Source organism: Mesorhizobium sp. P3_A10, assembly GCF_056403175.1.
Genome location: NZ_JBFUFZ010000002.1, coordinates 170175 through 188323 on the forward strand (window position 1 = coordinate 170175; position 18149 = coordinate 188323).

Genomic DNA, 18149 nt, shown 5'->3' on the forward strand with positions numbered 1-18149 from the left:
AAGTCAAGCACCACGATCGATGCGCCGGATGGCGCGTATCGCCTCCCCTTCGGCCACTCCGATCAGGGCATCGATGGCCTGGATGGCCTCGATCTGGCCGCGCGCCGCCACCGTCCTGCGCAAGGCGTGCAGGTCGTCGCGAATTTCGCAGAGCGTGGCTCGGATCGTGAGGGGCATGGGCCGCCTTCCTGCGACACAACAGCCAGGGACGGTGATCGGTTCCGTTGCATCGCCGGGCTTCACGGCCCCGATAGCACTAACCTTCTGTTGGAGTAAAATTTTTTTCCACATTGCTTTCTCTGGCAATATTATTCTCCCGTTGCGGAAATCCACGGAACCTTCGCCCAAACTGTCCGTTCTGCTTTCGATCGCTGCTTGGACGATCTCAAAAGCAATCAGGAGAAATGATCATGAACATCAAGATGCTCTGCATGGGCGCGATGGCGCTTGCGATGACCACTGGTGCGGCGCTTTCGGCCGGCGGCAACACCTCGGCGCTCGACGATCCGGCGAAAATGTCGCCGTTCTTCACCGATGCCGGCATGAAGACCATGAAGACGGAAGCTGAATTCAAGACCGCCTGGATGGCCATGAAGGAAGAAGACCGCGCCGGGATGACCAAGGAATGCGGCGACGAGGCCATCGCCAAGGCGCACGACAATTTCTGCAAGATGACCAAGCAGCTCGGCGGCGCCAACTGACCGTCGGCCTCTACAGACAGAAAAATGGCAGGCCCTCGGGCCTGCCATTTTTTTGTCTCTGCGACACAAATGCGTATCAACATCATGCGTTGAGCAGGTCGGAGAGCGCCGTCGCGGCACTCTCGATCACCCGGCAGAGACAGGCCTAGCGGTTGGCTGCCTTGATTAGCAGGCACAATGCATGCAGATCGCTATCGTAGCTGCTCGAGTTCAGGACATCGACGCAGCGGAGCTTCATTTTCGCAAGCTGGCTGTTCGACATGCCGGCAACGACACTTGGCAGGGCCGGATTGTTCGGGTCGGCGGGGCTGGCCGGATTGGCCGGGTTGGTGCCAATGCCGACGCCGACGCCCGCAGCAACGCCGTTGCCGATACCAACACCGGCACCGACACCAACGCCACCCGTTCCCCCGACAGTCGCGCCGAGGCCGGCATTGATGCCACCCGCGCCACCGACGGATGCGCCCGCGCCTGCATTGACGCCGCTGCCACCGCCAATGGAAGCACCGGCACCGGCGTTAATGCCACTGCTACCGCCAACGGATGCGCCGGCACCGGCGTTGACGCCGCCACTGCCGCCGACAGATGCGCCAACGCCGACGCCGATTCCTTGCGCACCTGCCGGCATGCCGAGGCCGGCCAGAATGGCACCGGCCGCCAGTGTCCTGGCAATGCTGTTCACGATGTTCATGACGCTCTCCTTGGGTTTGCCTGAAGCAAGCCGGATTTCCGGGATGCATGGAGACCAACAAGGATTGCTAGATTTAGTTGCAGCTAATTAAGATGCGGCTACTGTCTTGGTTACGGACTTGCCATTCGATTGATAAAAGTTAGAGACGAACTGGCGTGAAATCCTGCCGACGCAAAGGCGCGACGGCCCAACCTACTTCGGCTGTTTCAATATCCGCGCCTCACGCAACAAGGAGGATATGTCGGTACCGACCATGGCTATGAGGTCACGTGCCTCATCAAAGGTAATGCCGGTTTCCACTGTCAGGATGAGCGCCAATCGCTTTTCCTTCGCCTGGCGGATACTGTTTTGTCTGTCCTCAGCCATCGCACTCCCTTTGGTATCTACAACCAAGAGTGGAAGGCGAAGGTTCCGTCAGTCGATCGCAATATCGCTGAGCGACGTCTGGACGAAGCGCAACGGCGCTTCGAGCGTCCAGACAACGCCTTTCTTGTAAAACTCCAGCTGTCCCGTGCCGCTGAGCGCCTGCGGCGCGACGCGCTTGAGAACAACCGATCCAAAGCCGCGACGCGTGATCTCGTCCAGCTGCGGCCCGCCGAGCTCGCGCCAGACCAGCCGGAAGGTGTCGGCGCCATCGGCGGCGGTCTTTACATCCCATTCAACCTCTACCTGTCCGCCATGACGCGACAGTGCGCCGTGCTTTGCTGAATTGGTGGCGAGTTCGTGGAAGGCAATGCCGAGATACTGCACGGCGTTCGGCTGCAGCATGATCACCGGTCCGGCCAGAGACAAACGGGCCTGCGCGGCGAAAGGCTTGATCTGCGCCTCGACCAGCTCGCTGACCGTTGCGCCGCGCCATTCGGCGTTGACGAGCAGATCGTGGGACTGTGAAAGCGCCATGATGCGCTCCCGCACCTGTCCGAGGAAAGCCTCCGGCGTGCTCATCGATTTGCTGGTTTCGCGGATCATCGAGATGATGACCGAATATTGGTTTTTCACCCGATGGTTGACCTCGCGCATCAGCAGGCGGATGCGCCGTTCGCTCTCCTTGTGCGAACTGATATCGCGCGCGATCTTGGAGGCGCCAATGACCCGGCCGATGCCGTCGCGGATCGGCGAAACGGTCAGCGAAACCGGAATCAGCCTGCCGTCCTTGCGCTGGCGGATTGTTTCATAAGATGGCACGCGCTCGCCTGCGCGTATGCGGCTGATGATCAGGGCTTCCTCGTCGATACGGTCAGCGGGAATGAGCATCGTCACCGGCCGGCCGATCGCCTCCGCAGGCGTGTAGCCGAACAGGCGTTCGGCCGCGTCGTTCCAGCTGGTGATAATGCTGTTCAGGTCCTTCGAGATGATGGCGTCCGCCGTCGATTCGATAATCGCGGCGAGCCGAATGCGGGCCTCGTCGGCCTGTGTCTGGCTGCGCAAATCAAGCAAAGTATTGATGGCGCCGATAACGCGGCCCGCTTCATCGCGAAGCAAAACCGGATGGGCCCTGAAGGGGATGAGCTCGCCGTTCGGCCGCTCAGCGATCGCCTGGCCCCAGCGGACATCGCGCTCTTCCAGCAAGGCAACCGCCATCGGACATTCGTCATGCGCCATTGTCCGTCCATCGAGATGACGCAGCTTCCAGGAACCGCACCACTGGTCCTCGCCAATGACGGGTCGATGCCCCCAAAGTTCGGCCGCGGCTTCATTGAAGAAGGTTATGTGGCCTTGTCTGTCCGTGGTGTAGACGGCGACGGGCATCGCCTGCAGCAAATCGACCGAGGGCACCGCTGGGATCCCGAAGCCCGCCTGTTGGATAATGTTCACCTATTCCCCGCCCGTTCGTTTCTAACGGATTGCTACGACTGTTAAATGCACGTGAGGGGTTTCGGTTCCCGCCGGCCCCCTAGCGAGCGGCGGGTCACTAAATCGCTGCGAGCGATGCTAGATGCGCCCGAGAACGACCAGAATGATAACGATCAGCAGCACCAGGCCGAGGCCACCGCCGCCATAATAGCCGGTGCCGTAGAAGGGCCCGCCGCCAAAGCCGCTGAAGCCGCCCAGCAGCGCAATGACCAGAATGATGATGAGAATTGTGCCGAGACCCATGGTGTTTTCCTCTGCCAGTTGGCGCTGTCGCGCTGTTTGCAACGTTCCTCCGCCTGTTGATCAGCATAGGAACTCGCAAAGGGCCTTCCTGTTCCACCTGACGACCACGGGCACGCCCTGGCCAGAAAAAGGCACAAAAAAACGCCCGCTGGCCGGGAGCCAGCGGGCGATAGGCCTTTCAGCCCCTTGACCACCTGGAGGGAACCAGCGGTCAGAGAAATAATGCGCGGGGCGGGATGAAGTTGCGTCAGCCAGACAAGGAATTTGCCAGACAGCATCTAGCGTAGAAAATTCGGAGTCAAAAAGCGATCGACACTTTTGCGGATTTCTTCCTTGCTTCGGCGGCCAAGGGAATTTCCGCGTCCCTTGACCAGCCCGCGGAATCAGAGCCGCGACGAGCGTCAGCGCCCGATCGTTTCAATATCGCGGTTGCCGCATCCTCCTGCGCCTGCCCGACCCTTGCCATGACCATGGTTCCACCGCCCCTGACATGCTCGGCATAGACATAGGCATCGGCCTCATCGATGCCCGCATCGGCAAAGGCCTCCAGCACGCCGCCGGCCATACCGCCTGCCGCGGCGCCCGTCAGGGTCGATACCAGCCACCCGGCGCTGACAACAGGCCCAAGACCCGGAACTGTGATCGCGCCGATGCCGGCCAGAAAACCGCCGATGCCACCGACCGCGGCTCCGATGCTGACCCCCGTGGCGGCCGGGCTGCGCTGCGAACCGTCCGGGGCTATGATGCTGATCTCATCTGGCGAGATGCCGGCACCCTCAAGCTCGCGAACCGCGACTTCGGCGTCGCCATAAGTGTCGTACAGTCCAGCTATCGTTTTCATGTCGATTTCTCCCGGAGTGCGCAAGATCGGCGCAGATCCGTGGACTCAAGCAAAATGCGGGCGAATTGTTCCATGAGGACTATGAGAGAGGAGCGAACGGGAGCCATCCCGTGGCTGCGCCAGCGGCTTGAGGAACCAATCCGACACTGCATCGTTTGCTGCAGCGTACTTCATGTTTTTTCAAAATGGCCAACGGAGTGAGGGACATGGCTTCATCGGTTCTCATCAGCATCCTGATCACCTTTCTGGTGATCATCCTTGTGCTCTATCTCGTTCAGCGCCTGCCGCTCGACGGCCGCACGAGACAGATCGCCCAGATCGTCGTCATCATCATCGGCATTATCTCGATGCTGAAATACCTGGCTGTCTTCTAGGAACCGAGCGGGGCTGCGAGCGTTTCCTCCTTACATCACCTTACATCACAAGGAGAAACCAATGGCCGACACCCAAGCAGGCGCCGCGAAGGCGTCCGACGATATGCAGGATGCGATGAAGAAGCAGATCGCCGAGCTTCGCCGCGAAATCACCAAGATCAATCGCACGCTGTCCGAGCAGGCCGAAGAGGCTGCCGAGACCGCGCAAGGCTGGTATGAAAGTGCGGCCGACAAAGCCTCGCGCGCAACCCAGCAATTGCGCAGCCAGGCGCAGACGGTGTCGGATACGGTCCAGCAAAATCCCGGCACAATATCGTCGGCGATGGCACTTGGCGGCATGCTGGGTGTTCTCCTCGGCATCGCCATCGCCAAGAGTTCGGAGCCCGAGCGCCGCTGGTTCTAGGCGTGATTGAAGGGCGCCGATGGCGGTTCCGGCTATGGACTTCGACCGCGGATCGGCGTCCATAGCGAATTGACCGACAAACCTGCAATCTATCAGGGAGAGAGCTTCCATGACCGACGACAAATCAAAGACCAAAGCGGACCGAAGACTGGTATCCGGCGAGGAACCCTACGAGGTTGCTGCCTTTGCTAAAAAGTATGGCATTCCGCCGAGCGAGGCCAAGACAATCATCAAGCGCTACGGGCCGTCGAGGCGGAAACTCGACGCCTATATGGCGACGAGGACCTAGCCGGCCCTCTATGCGTCTCGAACACTGCAGGTGATTGTCATGCCATTTCGATCGATCGCGTTGACAGCCGGAGCGATCCTGCTTGCTGCAACGACCACGGTCTGCGCCCGGCCGGATACGCGCAAGATGACCTGCGAACAGACGCAAACCCTGATCCAGAGCCATCGCTCGGCGGTGCTGACCACCGGGCCGAACACCTATGATCGCTATGTCCGCCAGTTCGGTAATGAATGCGACTGGCCGGAGGTGCCGATCGCCGCCGCCGTCCCGACACGCGACGGTCAATGCCGGGTCTATCGATGCCAAGAGCCGGTCTTCGATTTCCCCAACTGACGGATCGCGGGTGCCGCCGGTTGTTGCATACTCGGCGGCCGACGCACTGAAATCGGCTGCCGGCGTGTCATCGACGCCTTTTGAGATCTTACGTGGAACCGTTGCGCCTCGAGCGAATTGATTCTGCGCGAGGCTGGCGTGACGCGGCGACATCTTGACCGCGTGGGCCAGGCCAGGAGGGAGCAGCTATGTCTAACGACATCCGCAGAAGTGGCAGCTGCCTTTGTGGCGGCGTGCAATTCGTGGTGACTGGAGATCCATTGCGGGCCGGCCTTTGCCATTGCAAGGACTGCCGTAAGACCAGCGGGTCAGCCTACTCGGCTTTCGCGGTCTGGCCGCTGGCGGCATTTGAAACGACCGGTATCGTCAACAGTTACGGCGGCAGGTGTTTTTGCCCGACTTGTGGCAGCCGCGTCAGCTCAGTCGGTGACGATGAGGTCGAAGTGATGGTCGGCAGCCTCGATCTGGCGCCGACCGAAGGACTGAAACCTAGCTATGAGCTGTGGATCGGGCGCCGCGAGCACTGGCTGCAGCCCTTACCCGAGGCCCAGCAGTTCGAGCACGACCGCGTCGACGGCGATCAGACGGACGCGCGAGATTCCACCGCGGACAGCGAGACGTCTTCCAGCAGTGAGCCGTTGCGCAAATCGGCCTAGGGAAAGCGAAATCTATTGAACGCATGGCCTTGAAACGCAAAAGCCCGCCGCACCTTTCGGCACGGCGGGCTTCCCGATCTGTGGACCATCTCGACTACGAGCACTTCGATACGCAAACCGCGACAATCGCAGACAGCTTTTCGCGCCTGATCAATTTCGCTTTTTCGTATGTTTTCTTCATGGTTACCCCCTTTTCCTCAAGGATCGAAACGCCTTGGAGGACTATCGGTGTCAAAGCTTATCTCAAAAGGTAAACAAAGCCGCCCGTTTCCGAGGCAGTCGCCATGATCAGGTGGAGCCCTGACGCCGTGCGTTTGCTGTGCCGGTCGTTCAGATGCGGACTTCGGCTGAAAGGCCGGCCAAGGTTTCCCGCACGCGGTCTTCGCTGACGCCGAGTGTGTCCGTGATCCAACTGGGTGTCGACAGCGGTGGCTCAAGAAAGCGGACGTGGCTGTTTACCGGCCCATGCACATAGGGACGGTTCATTCCGTAGATAAGCGCGCACGGGACATTCAGGGCGGCGGCCGCGTGCGAGATGCCGCCGTCGACGCCAAGGAACATGGTCGAGGCAGCGATTTGGCACATTGCTTCGGCAATCGACGGGGTCGCGGTGAAATCGACCGCCTCGGGAATGGCTGTACGGATCTGCGCGGCGCCGGCGCGCTCTCGCGATCCACCGACGATCCAGATCGCCCAACCGCGATCATGATAATCCTTGGCGATCGAGATGAATCGCTCGACAGGCCATGACCGAAAATTGTCAACATCGGCAGTGTAGAGCGAGAGCGCCGGCCGGTCGGCATCGATTTTCTGGCGCTTGCACCAATCATCCAGTTCTGCTGGGTCGACCACAAGCCGCGGTGCCGGCCATAGCGTGTCTGCAGCCGGCTTTTCGCCAAGCGAGGCAATCGAGCAGACCTCTTCAAAGATCCGCGTCTTGCGCGGGCCGAAGGCCCACAAATGCGGGAGCCAATCGACCGGGAAACGATTCAGCAGCCCGAACTGCCACTCCTGCGGATAGCCGATGCGTTCGGGTATGCCGGCCATCAACGTCATCAGCGCCGCCTTGGTGGTGCTGGTCATCAGATAGGCCGTGCGGTAATTCTCCTTGCGCAGCTCGCTGACCAATCGGCGGCGCTCCCCAATGCCTAGTCGCAGGTGACGCTTGTCGAGTGCCCAGCCTTTCCTGACATGAGGCATAAGGCCTGCCAGAGGCAGCGCCACGGACGACGTGATCACATCGATAGGGCGGTCCGGAAATCTTTGGGCAATGATCTGAATGGCAGAATGGCAACGGACGAAGTCGCCAACCGCCGAAAAGCCGACCAGAAGAATTGGATCGCTGGTTGTCAAGGAAGCGCTTCGCCATCGAGGATTAGGGCGTAGAGGTCCAGATAACCCCGTGCCGTCTTTTGAATTGGAAACCTCGTAGCAGCAGATTCGCGGCATTGTCGAGGCACAAGCTCCCTGACGGCCTTAAGTGCGGTCGCGAATTCTTCATCGGTCTCAAAGACGCGCCCGCTATCGGGATCGATTGTCTCGGGCAACGCCCCCCGAGGCGTCGCTGAGATGCCACAAGGCAGAAAGGCGCCTGGGCGGGGGTTACGGAATCGTTAATCAGCAGCTGCTACTATGCCCAATGACCAAGAATCTCGGAAACGCATCCAGGAACACCCCCACAGCTGCCAAGGGCTTTGCCCTGGGTTGGCTGGCGCCCGCTCTGTTTCCGCTGGCGGTTGTCGCGCTTGGATATTTGATCGGCAAGCAATTCTTCGGCTTCTAGAGCGTACGTCCGTCAGGGCGCGAGAAAGAGCCAGCCAGTCACCGGGGGACGCGGGCTGGTCTGAATGCGAGCCTCGATCAAACGCAAAAACCGCCGCACCTTTCGGCGCGACGGTTTCCAATCCAGGCCGAGGCCGCTTTATGGCTGCGTCATGAAACGGCCTTTTCGCGAACCGGAAGCTTCCAGCCCGGCCTGACAAAGTGGCAGGTGTAGCCGTTGGGGTACTTCTCCAGATAGTCCTGATGCTCGGGCTCGGCCTCCCAGAAGGCGCCAGCCGGAGCAAGCTCGGTGACGACCTTGCCCGGCCAGAGGCCAGAGGCATTCACATCGGCGATGGTGTCTTCGGCAATCCGCTTCTGTTCGTCGCTGGTATAGAAGATCGCCGAGCGATAACTCATCCCGACATCGTTGCCCTGGCGGTTGCGCGTCGTCGGATCATGGATCTGGAAGAAGGATTCAAGCAGCGTGCGAAAGCTGATCCTGGCAGGATCGAAGTTGATCTCGATGGCTTCGGCATGGGTACCGTGGTTGCGGTAGGTGGCATTGGGCACGTCGCCGCCGCTATAGCCGACGCGGGTCGAGATGACGCCTGGGTAGCGCCGTATCAAATCCTGCATGCCCCAGAAGCAGCCGCCGGCAAGGACTGCGCGTTCGGTGGAAGTCGCCATATCACATCTCCTTCGGATTTCTCCTAAGGTAGGCATTGTTGCTGCTTTCGACCAGTTGCCGGAGGCGATACGTCACTCTTTTTCGATCGATCTGAACCGCCGCACGATCATCTCGAACAGGATATCCGCAATCCACATCGCCGAGACGCCGATCAGGAAGGCGGCGGCGAGCGTGGTGGTGTCGTCGGCCGGATTGGGGATCGGCAGGCCCGTCGCCTTGAAATAGGACACGGCAGGCAGCGTCAGATAGGCGGCAGCCAGCGCGCCGCAGATCGGCGAGGCCACCATTTCGCGCAGCTTGTAGTGATGGCGCGACAATGCCCGCAGCACGCCGCCGGCGAGCCCCGCGACGACGACGGGTCCCTTGATGCCGAGCAGGTCGAAGAAATCGTGCATCATGGCCTCCACCCGCAAAGTCGTTCACCCTTGCGATTGTGCGCCAGCAGCGCCCTCGCCTCGGCGTCCGACAGCGCGTCGACTGCCTTGGCCGACAAGCGAAGCGGCGACGAGACCGCGCAAAAGCTGCCCTTGGCGGTCGTACAGCCAGCCAGCGCAACGACAAGGGCTGCGACAAGCGCGAGGCTCAATCCTTTGCCCATGATTTCAACTCCTTTCGGGCCGCGTCGGCGGGCAGTGCGCCGATATCGTTCTGGATCTGGTTGGCAATGTCGCGCGCTGCCGTTTCGGTGGCGGCCTGCCGGGTGCGCTCGACGCTGGCGCCGGCGAGCCGCTGGTGAAAGCCCCAGCCAAGCGCGGCAATGATTGACGCCAGCATGCCGAGGAGCGCCGGGTTGCCGACGAGAAACGACAGGAGCGCGGTCATTGCCAGCACCACACGAGCGCAACGCCGATCGCGGCTGCAAGAAGGAGCGCGCCAACCGCCCAGGGCAGCGCCTGGCGGATGATTTCGGTGACAATCTCGAGCATCGCGGCGTCTCCTGTCACTTCGGCCAGTGGAATTTGTGGGCAAGCAGATACCAGCCCTCCGTGGCGGCGCTGATCGCCAGACCAACGCCAGTTTCCAGAGCCATCTGAACGTCGGGATCGCCGGACAGCACCGCGGCATCGCCGGCGCCGAGCAGGCCGCGCGCGACGAGGACACCGGCGCCGTAGCGCAGCGCAATGCGGATGAGGACAGCGGTCATTTCGGGTTCCTTCCGAAAATGGATTTGAGGATTTGAAACAACACGCGCCAGAACGGATTGGGCTCGGCCGGAGCGGCGGCAGGCGGCGACGCAGCACCAGGTCGCCCAGATGGTTCAGCCTGCGGTCGGGTCGGCTGCGGAGCCGCCGGAGCCGGCTGAACGAAACCCGCCGACATCGACAGCGCCCGCGACCTCACCGAGCCGACCCGATCGCTCCAGCCCTTGCCAAAAATTGGCCAGGTCGGCAGCCGCTTCAGGAAGGCCAGGCGGGCGTCGCAGAGATCGTCGATGATCGTCCCCGCAGGCCTGGCGCGGACTGCCTGCAGCGTGGCCGGGCCAATCCTGGCATCCTGCGCTGTGCCGACGGCGGCCTGAAGGTATTTCGTCGCCCTGCCCGGCCCACTGTTGACGGCAAAGTCGAACACGGCATAGTCGACCCCGTCTGGAAGCTCAGCGCCGGCAACGGCGTCCCAATAGAAGCGGCGATAGACGGTTGCCAGCTGCTCGTCGGTGATCTCTCGCAGTTCGGCCTTGGTCGCGTCGGGCTTCACGAAGCGGCGGAAATTGGCGAGGGTGACGCCCTTCATGGTGGCGCCGCCGGGATCGGCCGGATTGTCGGACCAACCGCCTTCGGATTTGAGGACGAGCGCAAGCGCCCGCGCAAAATTGCGGTCCATAGTGTTTTCCTTTCGGACGGGATTTGAATGCAGATCGGCGCGCGCTCGCCGGCTTGGTCAGTTTCTCGGTCGAAGAGACAGCCTGCGATCAAATCGTCTGCAGCGCCGCGGCGGGTCGAACGCATGCCTTTCCGCGGTCTGTCGGACAGGCAACTAGTGTTTTAGAAAAAACTTAATTACCTTCCATTAAACTCTGAAATGCGAGCGGGGGCTCGCTGGTCGATTGGAGCAATGGCGTTGCCGGACAACGCCTGGGGTTTGGGCAAGATGGGTTCGTCGTTTTCAGAAATCGTCGAGTGCCAGTGCTGCGGCGGCACCGGCAAGACTTTCGAATGTCCGAGATGGCGCAGTTCGAACGGGAACTGCTGCCCTGCCGGGACGCATCGCGACAGGTGTCCGGGCACGACAGTTCACTGTGAGGAATGCGCAGGGACGGGTGGGATGGAGCCGGCGGAACGGGAGCTGAGAGCTCCGGCAGCAAACCGATAGATGCAGCGATCCATACGAACGATGTGATCGAATGCCAGATCGCCGCGCCGATGGCCGCAACGAACGGTGCCCCCTTTACAGTTGGTAGGTCTACAGCCTTGGCTGAGACCTCCCGTCGTTTGCATGTCCGGGCGCGACGTCATGGGTGAATGGCCACCCTTTCCGCGCCCTCGCAGTCGCCTCTGGCACCTCAATGGCGCCGTTGGGTGGCTCAGCAGCATCGAAACCGCCGAGATAGACCCGCTGGCATCAACGAAAGATTTTGTCATCGCCTACCTCATCGACTAGATAGCTGGTTCCAACACTTGGCTGCTTCACAGAATGAATGACGTTTTCGGTTACATTGCCTATGGGGACAACGAGCTTTACCACCGCGGCGCGCTGCTCAGTGCGCTGAAGCTTTTGTATCTTAGCCCGGGCGCGAAGATCATCGTCGCGACAGATCGACCTAAAATATTCGCGAGCTATCCGGTTGAGACGCTGCCGCTGGCAGTTGCTCAGATGGAACGTTGGTCTTTCGGTGGCCGCTACCATTTCGGTATCAAAGCCGGGGCGATGATAGAATTGCTAAAGAAAGCCGACCGGCTGCTCTTCATGGATTCCGACCACTATCCGATAAAAGACCTCTCCTTCGGCTTCGACGCCATTTCGCCCAAGCACTCAATCATGCGTCGACGGGAGAGACCTCACGCTTGGACGCCAAAACTGGAAGGAAAAGGCATCCGGATTGGCGACTACGTTATCTCCGGTCGCGAACCTATGTGGCAAAGCGGCATCCTCGGCGTGCACCGCGATAATCTCTCCGCCCTTCTTGATGCCTTTCCACCAATGCTTGCTGTTCATGAGATATCAAAGATAGATGCTGCGGAGCAGTTCTGTGCCGGCATTGCCTTGTCATTAGGCGACCGCACGATCAGCCCGCACAGCTTGCCGCTCTGGCACTACAATACTCGAGGCAAGAAGGCGTTTGCCGGGCCGCGCGTTCATGCGTTCTTCAGTGCATACAGCTCCGCGCCGATTGCTGAGCAGATCGCAAGAGCTGCTCGATATCGGCTCTGGCGAGCGCCTTGGGACTTGTGGCACCAGCGACGTAGGTGGTCACTTTGAATGTCTAGGTTTTCCAGCTGGCTACGCGAAAAGACCCCAGTGCGGCTCCTCCACCAACTGCCACCGGGCGTGACCGTCGGCCGTCATACGTACGGACTCACTCGCGAGAAGGTATTTTTCGTATCCGAGAGCGCACCGCTGAACGTTGGGGCATTTTGCTCTATCGCCAGAGGCGTCTCTTTTATGTGTTCAGAAGGCAGTCATCTTCTCGAATCTGCGACTACTTTCCCGATTTATAGTCGCTTGATGGACACCGCCGATCCGGTTGAAAATGGCGGCAGGCCATGCGGCATAACGATAGCAAACGATGTCTGGATCGGCCAGAATGCGATGATCATGCCTGGTGTAAGTGTTGGTGACGGCGCCGTCATCGGCGCATGCGCAGTGGTAACGCGCGACGTGCCGCCTTATGCGATCGTGGGTGGCGTACCGGCCAAGTTTATTCGGACTCGTTTTTCACAAGACATTGTAGCAAAGATGCTAGCGATCCAGTGGTGGCTATGGGATGATGAAAAGATAAAGCATCAGGCTCCACTATTGACCGGTTCAATCGAAACATTCATTGAACGCCATTTTCGGTAGATTTCGCAAATGCGCGTATGTTTCTTCCTAGCCGCTGACGGCAACTACTTTCCTTACGCCTGTCTTGCAGCGCGGCGGATCGTGGATATGTCGACGCCGATTCCCGGCTTCATTCTGCATACTGGAGTAAGTAAAGACGATATGGAAGTGGGGCGCCGCCTGCTTGGCGGTCGAGTCGAATTCGTCGACGCTGCCGATTTTATGAAGGAAAAAGGTTTTCGCTTTGGCGCCTACAGCATCGCTGCATATGTACGGCTTTTTGCCGATTTGCTGCCCGCATTCGATGATTATGATCGCATCGCCTATTGCGATTGCGATGTGTTGTTCAACCGGGACATCAATGACCTGGCTTGTCAGGAACTGAAGGCGCCCCTGCTGGCGGCCCATGATGACTATATGTACTTGCGGCCAAGCTATCGGGAGGAACTATCAATGGAGTTGGGCGCTCCATATTTCAACAGCGGTGTGATCGTATTGAACATGCCGTTAGTCCGCGAGCAGCGGCTTTTGGAGCGCACAAGGCAAGTAGCCATCGCAGGCAAAATGAACGACCAGAACGCGCTAAATGTTGCCTTCGAAGGCAAATGGCAGACGATGCATCCAAACTGGAATCTCATGTCGATTACTAGGCACTGCCGTTTCGCGGACGTTTATGCTCGACATTTCGCTGGCGGCAAGCCTTGGGGCAACCAACTCGGCGTCGAACTCCAGGCTCTAAGGGTCTGGCTCGACTTGGCCAAGGACACGCCGTGGGGCGGTCCATTCCGGCAGCAAGTTCCGTTTGAACGAGGGAAGATGAGGGGGCTCGCCCAGCGTTTCGACCGACTGGTTGGCCTTTTGCCGAGCAAGGATCGATACCGGCGTCGCGCTCGATATGACGGCAAAAAGATGCACGAGATCTATGCCAAACAAGCGGACGCTCTTATGCTAGCCGTGTCTTTTCCGGAAATACTTGGCGGCTTCGGCTGAGCGCATTCAGCTGCTAGACCTGATACCGCCTTGAACAACGCGCTGATCTGCTCAAAACCGCCGACGTAACGACCGGTAAAGTCAACGAAACATTCGGTCATGCCCAGGCCCTCACAAGAAATTTCCAATTGCCAATAGTAATAGAGACACAACTACCAGTCGCCTTGTTTAAAACAGCAAAGACCGGCGACTGCGAACCAAAACGTATAACGAAGTTGGTTGCATCAGGCACGATAGATGCGCCGCGCGAAAGAGCAGAGTCATGCGAGAAATACAAAGTCGCCAATTCATCGCCGATTGAGTAGCCTAATTCTGCGGTAATACATTGAATAAACATGACATATAGTTTCGGCTTAACTCCTAGCCCGTGGGCAATGGTAAGAGTGCCTGCAGTGGTGATGGTCTGCGGTGCACTTTCAAAGGATAGGGTGAAGGGCAACGTCGACCATTGTGGGGCCGTCGCACCGGTATTCATCAGCAGCGCCTGCCCGGCCGTGCCCTTGGGGAGCCTGACTAGAGCTTTGGCACTTGACGCATAGAAGAGGTCGCCAGCGACCACCGATGCAGGGAACGGCACAAAGGTCTGTGCGGCAGCACCATCGCCGATGAGCAGGATATTGTCGTCGGTATCCCATTGGATATCGCCCTCCGCCGTAGGCGTGGGTGCTGCGCTCTGCTTCAGGGTAAGCGTAGGAGTTGTGATCGTGGGGCCGACCTTCGGTGCAAAGGTCGTGTCGACATATGCGGTAGTCGCCAGCTTCGTGCTGTTGTCGCCCGGCGCCTGGGTTGGCGCGGCCGGCGTCCCCGTGAACGTCGGGCTGGCCTTCGGCGCCAGGCTGGACACTGCGACACCGCTGTCCTTGGCAAGCTTGCCCGTGGTGCCGTTGAACGTCGCGATGTTGTCGGCGACCGCCGATGCCGGGCCGGCGATCAGGTCAGACGCCTTGATGCCGCTGTCCTTGCCCACCTTGCCCGTAGCGCCATTGAAGGTGACGATGTTGTCCATCACCGAAGAGGCCGGCCCGGTGAAGTCGCCCGCTCCCGTGCCGTCCGCTCCCTTGTCCCCTGCCCGGGCAAACATCAGCCAGATGCCGTCGGCCGTCGTCGGCAAGGTGCCGGAGCCGCTGACATAGGCCAGCGTCAGCTTGCGATAGGGGTCGCCCTCATAGCGGCGCCAGTTGAAGCACGACACCGGGAAGGAGCGAAAACCGCTCTCCCTGACGATCTCCTCTTCGTCCTCGATGACGTGATAGGAGGCAAACGCCGTGTCGAGATACTGGTAGCTGCCGCCGAGCCGGTACATCTTGCGCTCGTCGCGCGGCTTAATGCACTGGATCAGCGAAATCTTCGTCTCGCATTTGGCGGGGTCGTCGACCAGCACCTTGATCCGAGCCGGCAGTTTTTCGTAGCCGAGCAGCTGTGCCGCTTGCCGCGCCGTGCGCTCGTAGCGGCGATGAAACGTGTCGACCTGGCCCCAGCGGTTGCGCGAGAGATAGCCTTCGGCCACCGGGATCGAGGCATAGCGGATCAGCGTGCCGCCAAAGCCTTCCTCGGCGTAGAGATAGGCCGGGCCGTAGCGCACGACATTGCGCAGGCAGGCCTGGGTCGCCGGCACGAAATTCGAATTGGCGGAATAGCGCAGCGCAAACAGAAAATCGCGCAAGGCTTCCGCCCATTCCTTCTCCTCGTCAGTCTCCTCGTCGTTCATGGCCGCCGTCGACAGCCCGTGCCATTTCTCCGACTGCGGGATGATCAGGCTTTCCAGGCCGGCTGCCAGCCGGTTGGCGGCCGAGTTGATGGTGTTGGCGTAGACACGGGAGCCCCGCCGCTCCTGCCGCTCGGCCTGCGAGTCCGGACCGCCGCTGCGACGTCCGCTCCAGACATCGGGAGCGTCAGGGTCGCAGAATTCGGACACGGCCTCCCATACCGCCTCATACTGGCTGCGCTCGCTTTCGAGCTCGGCCTGGCGCGAAAGGATGTCACGGGCGCGGCTTGTCGAGCCTTCTGCAATGGCCATGGGAGGCTCCTGGATGTGAGTTGAGTGTGCGCCGCAAAACTTTCTTGTGCATTGCAGCAATCAGTGCGTAGATGGGCAGAGTAAAACTAGCGGGAACGGGATGACCGAAACGCGAGATTCAAAGGCGGAAACGGCCCACTTCGACGCCCTGCACGGTCTCAGGGGCATCGCTGCTGTTTTGGTGATGCTCGGCCACTTCACAGAATTCACGGGCCGGCGATTTGATCTGGCGCCGTCAGGATTCCTCGCCGTCGACCTGTTTTTTCTGTTGAGCGGCTTCGTGATCGCCCACGCCTATGACGACAAGCTCCACAAGGGGATGTCATTTTGGCAATTCGCGGAGACCCGTCTTCTCAGGCTCTACCCGCTGTACTTTGCCGCGATCGGCCTGGCCATGATCGGCGTCGGTGCAACCATCGTAACGCAGGGGCTGAGCGCGTATTCGCGGCTGGATTTGCTTGCAAGCTTTGGCTTTACCATTCTTTTTCTACCCACGCCGCCGTCGCTGTCGACGTTTCCCGAGCTGCTTTTTCCGCTTAATGGCCCGGCATGGTCGCTGTTTTACGAACTGGTCGCCAACGCCATTTTTGCCGCGATGGCCACAAGGCTGGCTGCGCGTTCGCTTGCCCTCATTGTCGGTGTTGCTTGCCTGGCCCTGGTGCTGATGGCCTGGAATGGTTTCGTCCTTGGGGGCGGCGCCCACTGGGACGACACGATCGCGGCTCCGGCCAGGATCGCGTTTTCGTTCTTTCTCGGGGTCTTTCTCAACCGGTATGCGACCGGGGATCGCCGGGGCGGCAATCTCACCATGCTGTTTCTCCTGGCGCTGTGCGGAGCGCTCATGATCTTCAGTCCCGCCGCACATCTCCAGTCATACAGTCTGGCGGTCATGGTCCTGATCTGGCCCTGGCTCGTTCTCGTGGCCTCCCGCTTGCGACTATCCGGGTTTTGGCGCTGGATTGCCCTCTTCTCCGGCAACATCTCTTACGCCATCTATGTTCTTCACACGCCGCTCATCCGCCTTTCGAACGCCGCGGTCGAATCTTTGACCGGGGTCTCATGGAACGAGCACGGCTTACCGTTCATCCTGGGAACATCAATTCTCATCATCGCGGTCTCGGCATTCGCCCACTACGTCTACGACACGAATATCCGGATCCTGCTGCGGCAATGGCTTTCACTTTGGCGCGCCCGAGAGGGCGTGACACAGTTCTAGCCGGATTTCAGTTCGTCGCCGTTTTGGCCCGATGGAAGTCATGACAGCGTAACTGCCGGTTGCCTATGCGATTGGCCGTCGGCACTACGACCGATCACGCGCTGCGCTTGACGCTCTTGAGCGCCGGTGCGGCCCGGCGAAGGCGCCGGACAGCCGATCTCCCGTGGGGGGAGATTGGCTACCCCCGCCGCTTCAGCAGCCTCGCGTGCTTTCGCCAATACCACCAGGCAAGCACCCGTTTGCGAAAGCTGCGCTTCATCGCGGTCATGGTCATACCCCCAAAAGCACGCGGCGCTGGCCGGTGAGGTCGCTCGGCGACAGATCGGTCTTGATCGTGCCGGCGGTGCCCTGACGCTGTTCGAGTTCAGCCCGCAACGCGGCTTCGCGCGCCTGCACGTCCTTGTCGGTGATGGTTGGCGTTGGCGGCAGCGGCTTCAGTTCCGGTGGTTTTTGAAACAGACACATGGTTCCAGCCTTCTCTTGTCCAGTCGTAGAGGAAAAAATCTTCGCCGTTGCGGCCATATCCAGGCAGCAGGCAGCGTTGCGTAGCACCCAGCCGGCCGAGCCAGCGCAGCGCCAATTCATTGGCGGCCAGCGCTCGCGCCTCGACCCGCCAGGCGCCCCGCGCCGCGACCTGAGGCCCAAGCACGCCGTGAAAAAATTCGGTAATGCCAGGCACGCAGCGCTTCATGCGGCGCGTGCCCCAGCTCCAGGCGATCCAGAGCCCGCCGCGCTGCTCGGCGGCACCAAAGCCGGCCTCCGGGTTGCCGTCGAGCTCGGCGACATAGGCAAAGCCCTGCAGCGCGGTGAGCGCCAGCAGCGCCGGCGACCAATGGTCGAGCTGGCAGTCGATCTCGGCCCGGTCCTCGGCGCGAAGATTGGCGGCGATGTAGGAGAGGTCGCGCAAGGTGGCGGGGATGATACGGACGGTCATGCAAGGGCCAGAGCCATAAGGGTGCGCATTGTCTTGGGACTTGAGGCCTGCGGCCTTGACCGACCCAATCGCCGGTGAGCTAACTTCGGACGTCGAACGCGCACGAACAGAAACATAATGCCGAGTGCCGGATTGTGCCGCGCGGGAGAGCTGAAGCCCGCAGTTTGCCGGGACCTT

General features: G+C 60.4%; 25 protein-coding genes. 10 read left to right on the forward strand and 15 right to left on the reverse strand.

The window, feature by feature from the left end; all coding sequences use genetic code 11:
• Positions 1 to 3: 3 nt before the first annotated feature.
• Complete coding sequence (locus tag AC1DXU_RS07515) at positions 4 to 177, reverse strand: hypothetical protein (protein ID WP_477316984.1); 174 nt, start codon at positions 175 to 177, stop codon at positions 4 to 6.
• A gap of 233 nt (positions 178 to 410) precedes the next feature.
• Here AC1DXU_RS07515 and AC1DXU_RS07520 point away from each other — a divergent pair, with 233 nt between their 5' ends.
• The gene (locus tag AC1DXU_RS07520) at positions 411 to 701 is read left to right on the forward strand and encodes a hypothetical protein (RefSeq protein ID WP_477366463.1); all 291 of its coding nucleotides are present in this window, start codon (positions 411 to 413) and stop codon (positions 699 to 701) included.
• Positions 702 to 846: 145 nt separating this feature from the next.
• On the opposite strand, the gene AC1DXU_RS07525 is transcribed toward AC1DXU_RS07520, so the two are convergent.
• From AC1DXU_RS07525 to AC1DXU_RS07545, 5 genes are all read right to left on the reverse strand, one after another.
• The gene (locus AC1DXU_RS07525) at positions 847 to 1392 is read right to left on the reverse strand and encodes a hypothetical protein (RefSeq protein WP_477366466.1); all 546 of its coding nucleotides are present in this window, start codon (positions 1390 to 1392) and stop codon (positions 847 to 849) included.
• A 192-nt stretch (positions 1393 to 1584) separates the two neighbouring features.
• Positions 1585 to 1758 (reverse strand): hypothetical protein, encoded by a 174-nt coding sequence (locus AC1DXU_RS07530; RefSeq protein WP_477366469.1) that lies wholly within the window; start codon positions 1756 to 1758, stop codon positions 1585 to 1587.
• 48 nt (positions 1759 to 1806) lie between these two features.
• Positions 1807 to 3207 (reverse strand): PAS domain S-box protein, encoded by a 1401-nt coding sequence (locus AC1DXU_RS07535; protein ID WP_477366472.1) that lies wholly within the window; start codon positions 3205 to 3207, stop codon positions 1807 to 1809.
• A 117-nt stretch (positions 3208 to 3324) separates the two neighbouring features.
• On the reverse strand, positions 3325 to 3489 hold the full coding sequence (locus AC1DXU_RS07540; RefSeq protein WP_258602338.1) for a DUF3309 family protein: 165 nt from the start codon (positions 3487 to 3489) through the stop codon (positions 3325 to 3327).
• 298 nt (positions 3490 to 3787) lie between these two features.
• The gene (locus AC1DXU_RS07545; RefSeq protein ID WP_477366475.1) at positions 3788 to 4330 is read right to left on the reverse strand and encodes a hypothetical protein; all 543 of its coding nucleotides are present in this window, start codon (positions 4328 to 4330) and stop codon (positions 3788 to 3790) included.
• 206 nt (positions 4331 to 4536) lie between these two features.
• Here AC1DXU_RS07545 and AC1DXU_RS07550 point away from each other — a divergent pair, with 206 nt between their 5' ends.
• From AC1DXU_RS07550 to AC1DXU_RS07570, 5 genes are all read left to right on the forward strand, one after another.
• Positions 4537 to 4704 (forward strand): Thivi_2564 family membrane protein, encoded by a 168-nt coding sequence (locus AC1DXU_RS07550; protein WP_477242494.1) that lies wholly within the window; start codon positions 4537 to 4539, stop codon positions 4702 to 4704.
• A 61-nt stretch (positions 4705 to 4765) separates the two neighbouring features.
• The gene (locus tag AC1DXU_RS07555) at positions 4766 to 5107 is read left to right on the forward strand and encodes a hypothetical protein (RefSeq protein WP_477316978.1); all 342 of its coding nucleotides are present in this window, start codon (positions 4766 to 4768) and stop codon (positions 5105 to 5107) included.
• A gap of 109 nt (positions 5108 to 5216) precedes the next feature.
• Positions 5217 to 5396 carry a DUF3606 domain-containing protein gene (locus AC1DXU_RS07560; RefSeq protein ID WP_477316976.1) on the forward strand — a complete coding sequence of 60 codons (180 nt, stop codon included), beginning with the start codon at positions 5217 to 5219 and terminating at the stop codon, positions 5394 to 5396.
• Between the two features lie 39 nt (positions 5397 to 5435).
• Positions 5436 to 5729: a hypothetical protein gene (locus tag AC1DXU_RS07565; RefSeq protein WP_477366478.1), complete on the forward strand. Its 294-nt coding sequence runs from the start codon at positions 5436 to 5438 to the stop codon at positions 5727 to 5729.
• Between the two features lie 188 nt (positions 5730 to 5917).
• Positions 5918 to 6385, forward strand: a complete 468-nt coding sequence (locus AC1DXU_RS07570) for a GFA family protein (RefSeq protein ID WP_477366481.1) — start codon at positions 5918 to 5920, stop codon at positions 6383 to 6385.
• 330 nt (positions 6386 to 6715) lie between these two features.
• Here the strand turns inward: AC1DXU_RS07570 and waaF are convergent, their stop codons facing one another.
• The 7 genes from waaF to AC1DXU_RS07605 all read right to left on the reverse strand — a co-directional run bounded on the left by waaF (position 6716) and on the right by AC1DXU_RS07605 (position 10658).
• The gene (waaF, locus tag AC1DXU_RS07575) at positions 6716 to 7834 is read right to left on the reverse strand and encodes a lipopolysaccharide heptosyltransferase II (protein ID WP_477366483.1); all 1119 of its coding nucleotides are present in this window, start codon (positions 7832 to 7834) and stop codon (positions 6716 to 6718) included.
• Between the two features lie 483 nt (positions 7835 to 8317).
• A complete protein-coding gene (gene msrA / locus AC1DXU_RS07580) occupies positions 8318 to 8836 on the reverse strand; it encodes a peptide-methionine (S)-S-oxide reductase MsrA (RefSeq protein ID WP_477273760.1) in 519 nt (172 codons plus the stop codon).
• Positions 8837 to 8908: 72 nt separating this feature from the next.
• Positions 8909 to 9232: a hypothetical protein gene (locus AC1DXU_RS07585; protein WP_477368876.1), complete on the reverse strand. Its 324-nt coding sequence runs from the start codon at positions 9230 to 9232 to the stop codon at positions 8909 to 8911.
• Complete coding sequence (locus tag AC1DXU_RS07590) at positions 9232 to 9435, reverse strand: hypothetical protein (protein WP_477366486.1); 204 nt, start codon at positions 9433 to 9435, stop codon at positions 9232 to 9234. The genes AC1DXU_RS07585 and AC1DXU_RS07590 overlap by 1 nt, the downstream gene beginning before the upstream one ends.
• Positions 9420 to 9659, reverse strand: coding sequence for an ABC transporter permease (locus AC1DXU_RS07595; protein WP_477366488.1), 240 nt, complete (start codon positions 9657 to 9659; stop codon positions 9420 to 9422). The genes AC1DXU_RS07590 and AC1DXU_RS07595 overlap by 16 nt, the downstream gene beginning before the upstream one ends.
• Before the next feature lie 118 nt (positions 9660 to 9777).
• Positions 9778 to 9981, reverse strand: a complete 204-nt coding sequence (locus AC1DXU_RS07600) for a hypothetical protein (protein ID WP_477366492.1) — start codon at positions 9979 to 9981, stop codon at positions 9778 to 9780.
• A complete protein-coding gene (locus AC1DXU_RS07605) occupies positions 9978 to 10658 on the reverse strand; it encodes a glycoside hydrolase family 108 protein (protein WP_477366495.1) in 681 nt (226 codons plus the stop codon). Before AC1DXU_RS07605 ends, AC1DXU_RS07600 begins: the two co-directional genes overlap by 4 nt.
• 810 nt (positions 10659 to 11468) lie before the next feature.
• Between AC1DXU_RS07605 and AC1DXU_RS07610 the strand changes: the two genes are divergently transcribed.
• From AC1DXU_RS07610 to AC1DXU_RS07620, 3 genes are read left to right on the forward strand one after another with little or no spacing between them, the layout of a single operon-like run.
• Entirely contained in the window at positions 11469 to 12254 is a 786-nt protein-coding gene (locus AC1DXU_RS07610) for a hypothetical protein (protein WP_477366498.1), read from the forward strand.
• On the forward strand, positions 12255 to 12836 hold the full coding sequence (locus AC1DXU_RS07615) for a CatB-related O-acetyltransferase (RefSeq protein ID WP_477366501.1): 582 nt from the start codon (positions 12255 to 12257) through the stop codon (positions 12834 to 12836).
• Between the two features lie 9 nt (positions 12837 to 12845).
• Positions 12846 to 13805, forward strand: a complete 960-nt coding sequence (locus AC1DXU_RS07620) for a glycosyltransferase family 8 protein (protein WP_477366504.1) — start codon at positions 12846 to 12848, stop codon at positions 13803 to 13805.
• A gap of 97 nt (positions 13806 to 13902) precedes the next feature.
• Here AC1DXU_RS07620 and AC1DXU_RS07625 read toward each other — a convergent pair whose 3' ends face one another.
• Entirely contained in the window at positions 13903 to 15822 is a 1920-nt protein-coding gene (locus tag AC1DXU_RS07625) for a portal protein (RefSeq protein WP_477366507.1), read from the reverse strand.
• 100 nt (positions 15823 to 15922) lie between these two features.
• On the opposite strand from AC1DXU_RS07625, the gene AC1DXU_RS07630 reads away from it, so the two are divergent.
• The gene (locus tag AC1DXU_RS07630; RefSeq protein WP_477366509.1) at positions 15923 to 17038 is read left to right on the forward strand and encodes an acyltransferase family protein; all 1116 of its coding nucleotides are present in this window, start codon (positions 15923 to 15925) and stop codon (positions 17036 to 17038) included.
• 364 nt (positions 17039 to 17402) lie between these two features.
• Here the strand turns inward: AC1DXU_RS07630 and AC1DXU_RS07635 are convergent, their stop codons facing one another.
• A complete protein-coding gene (locus tag AC1DXU_RS07635; protein ID WP_477366513.1) occupies positions 17403 to 17972 on the reverse strand; it encodes a hypothetical protein in 570 nt (189 codons plus the stop codon).
• Between the last annotated feature and the right edge of the window lie 177 nt (positions 17973 to 18149).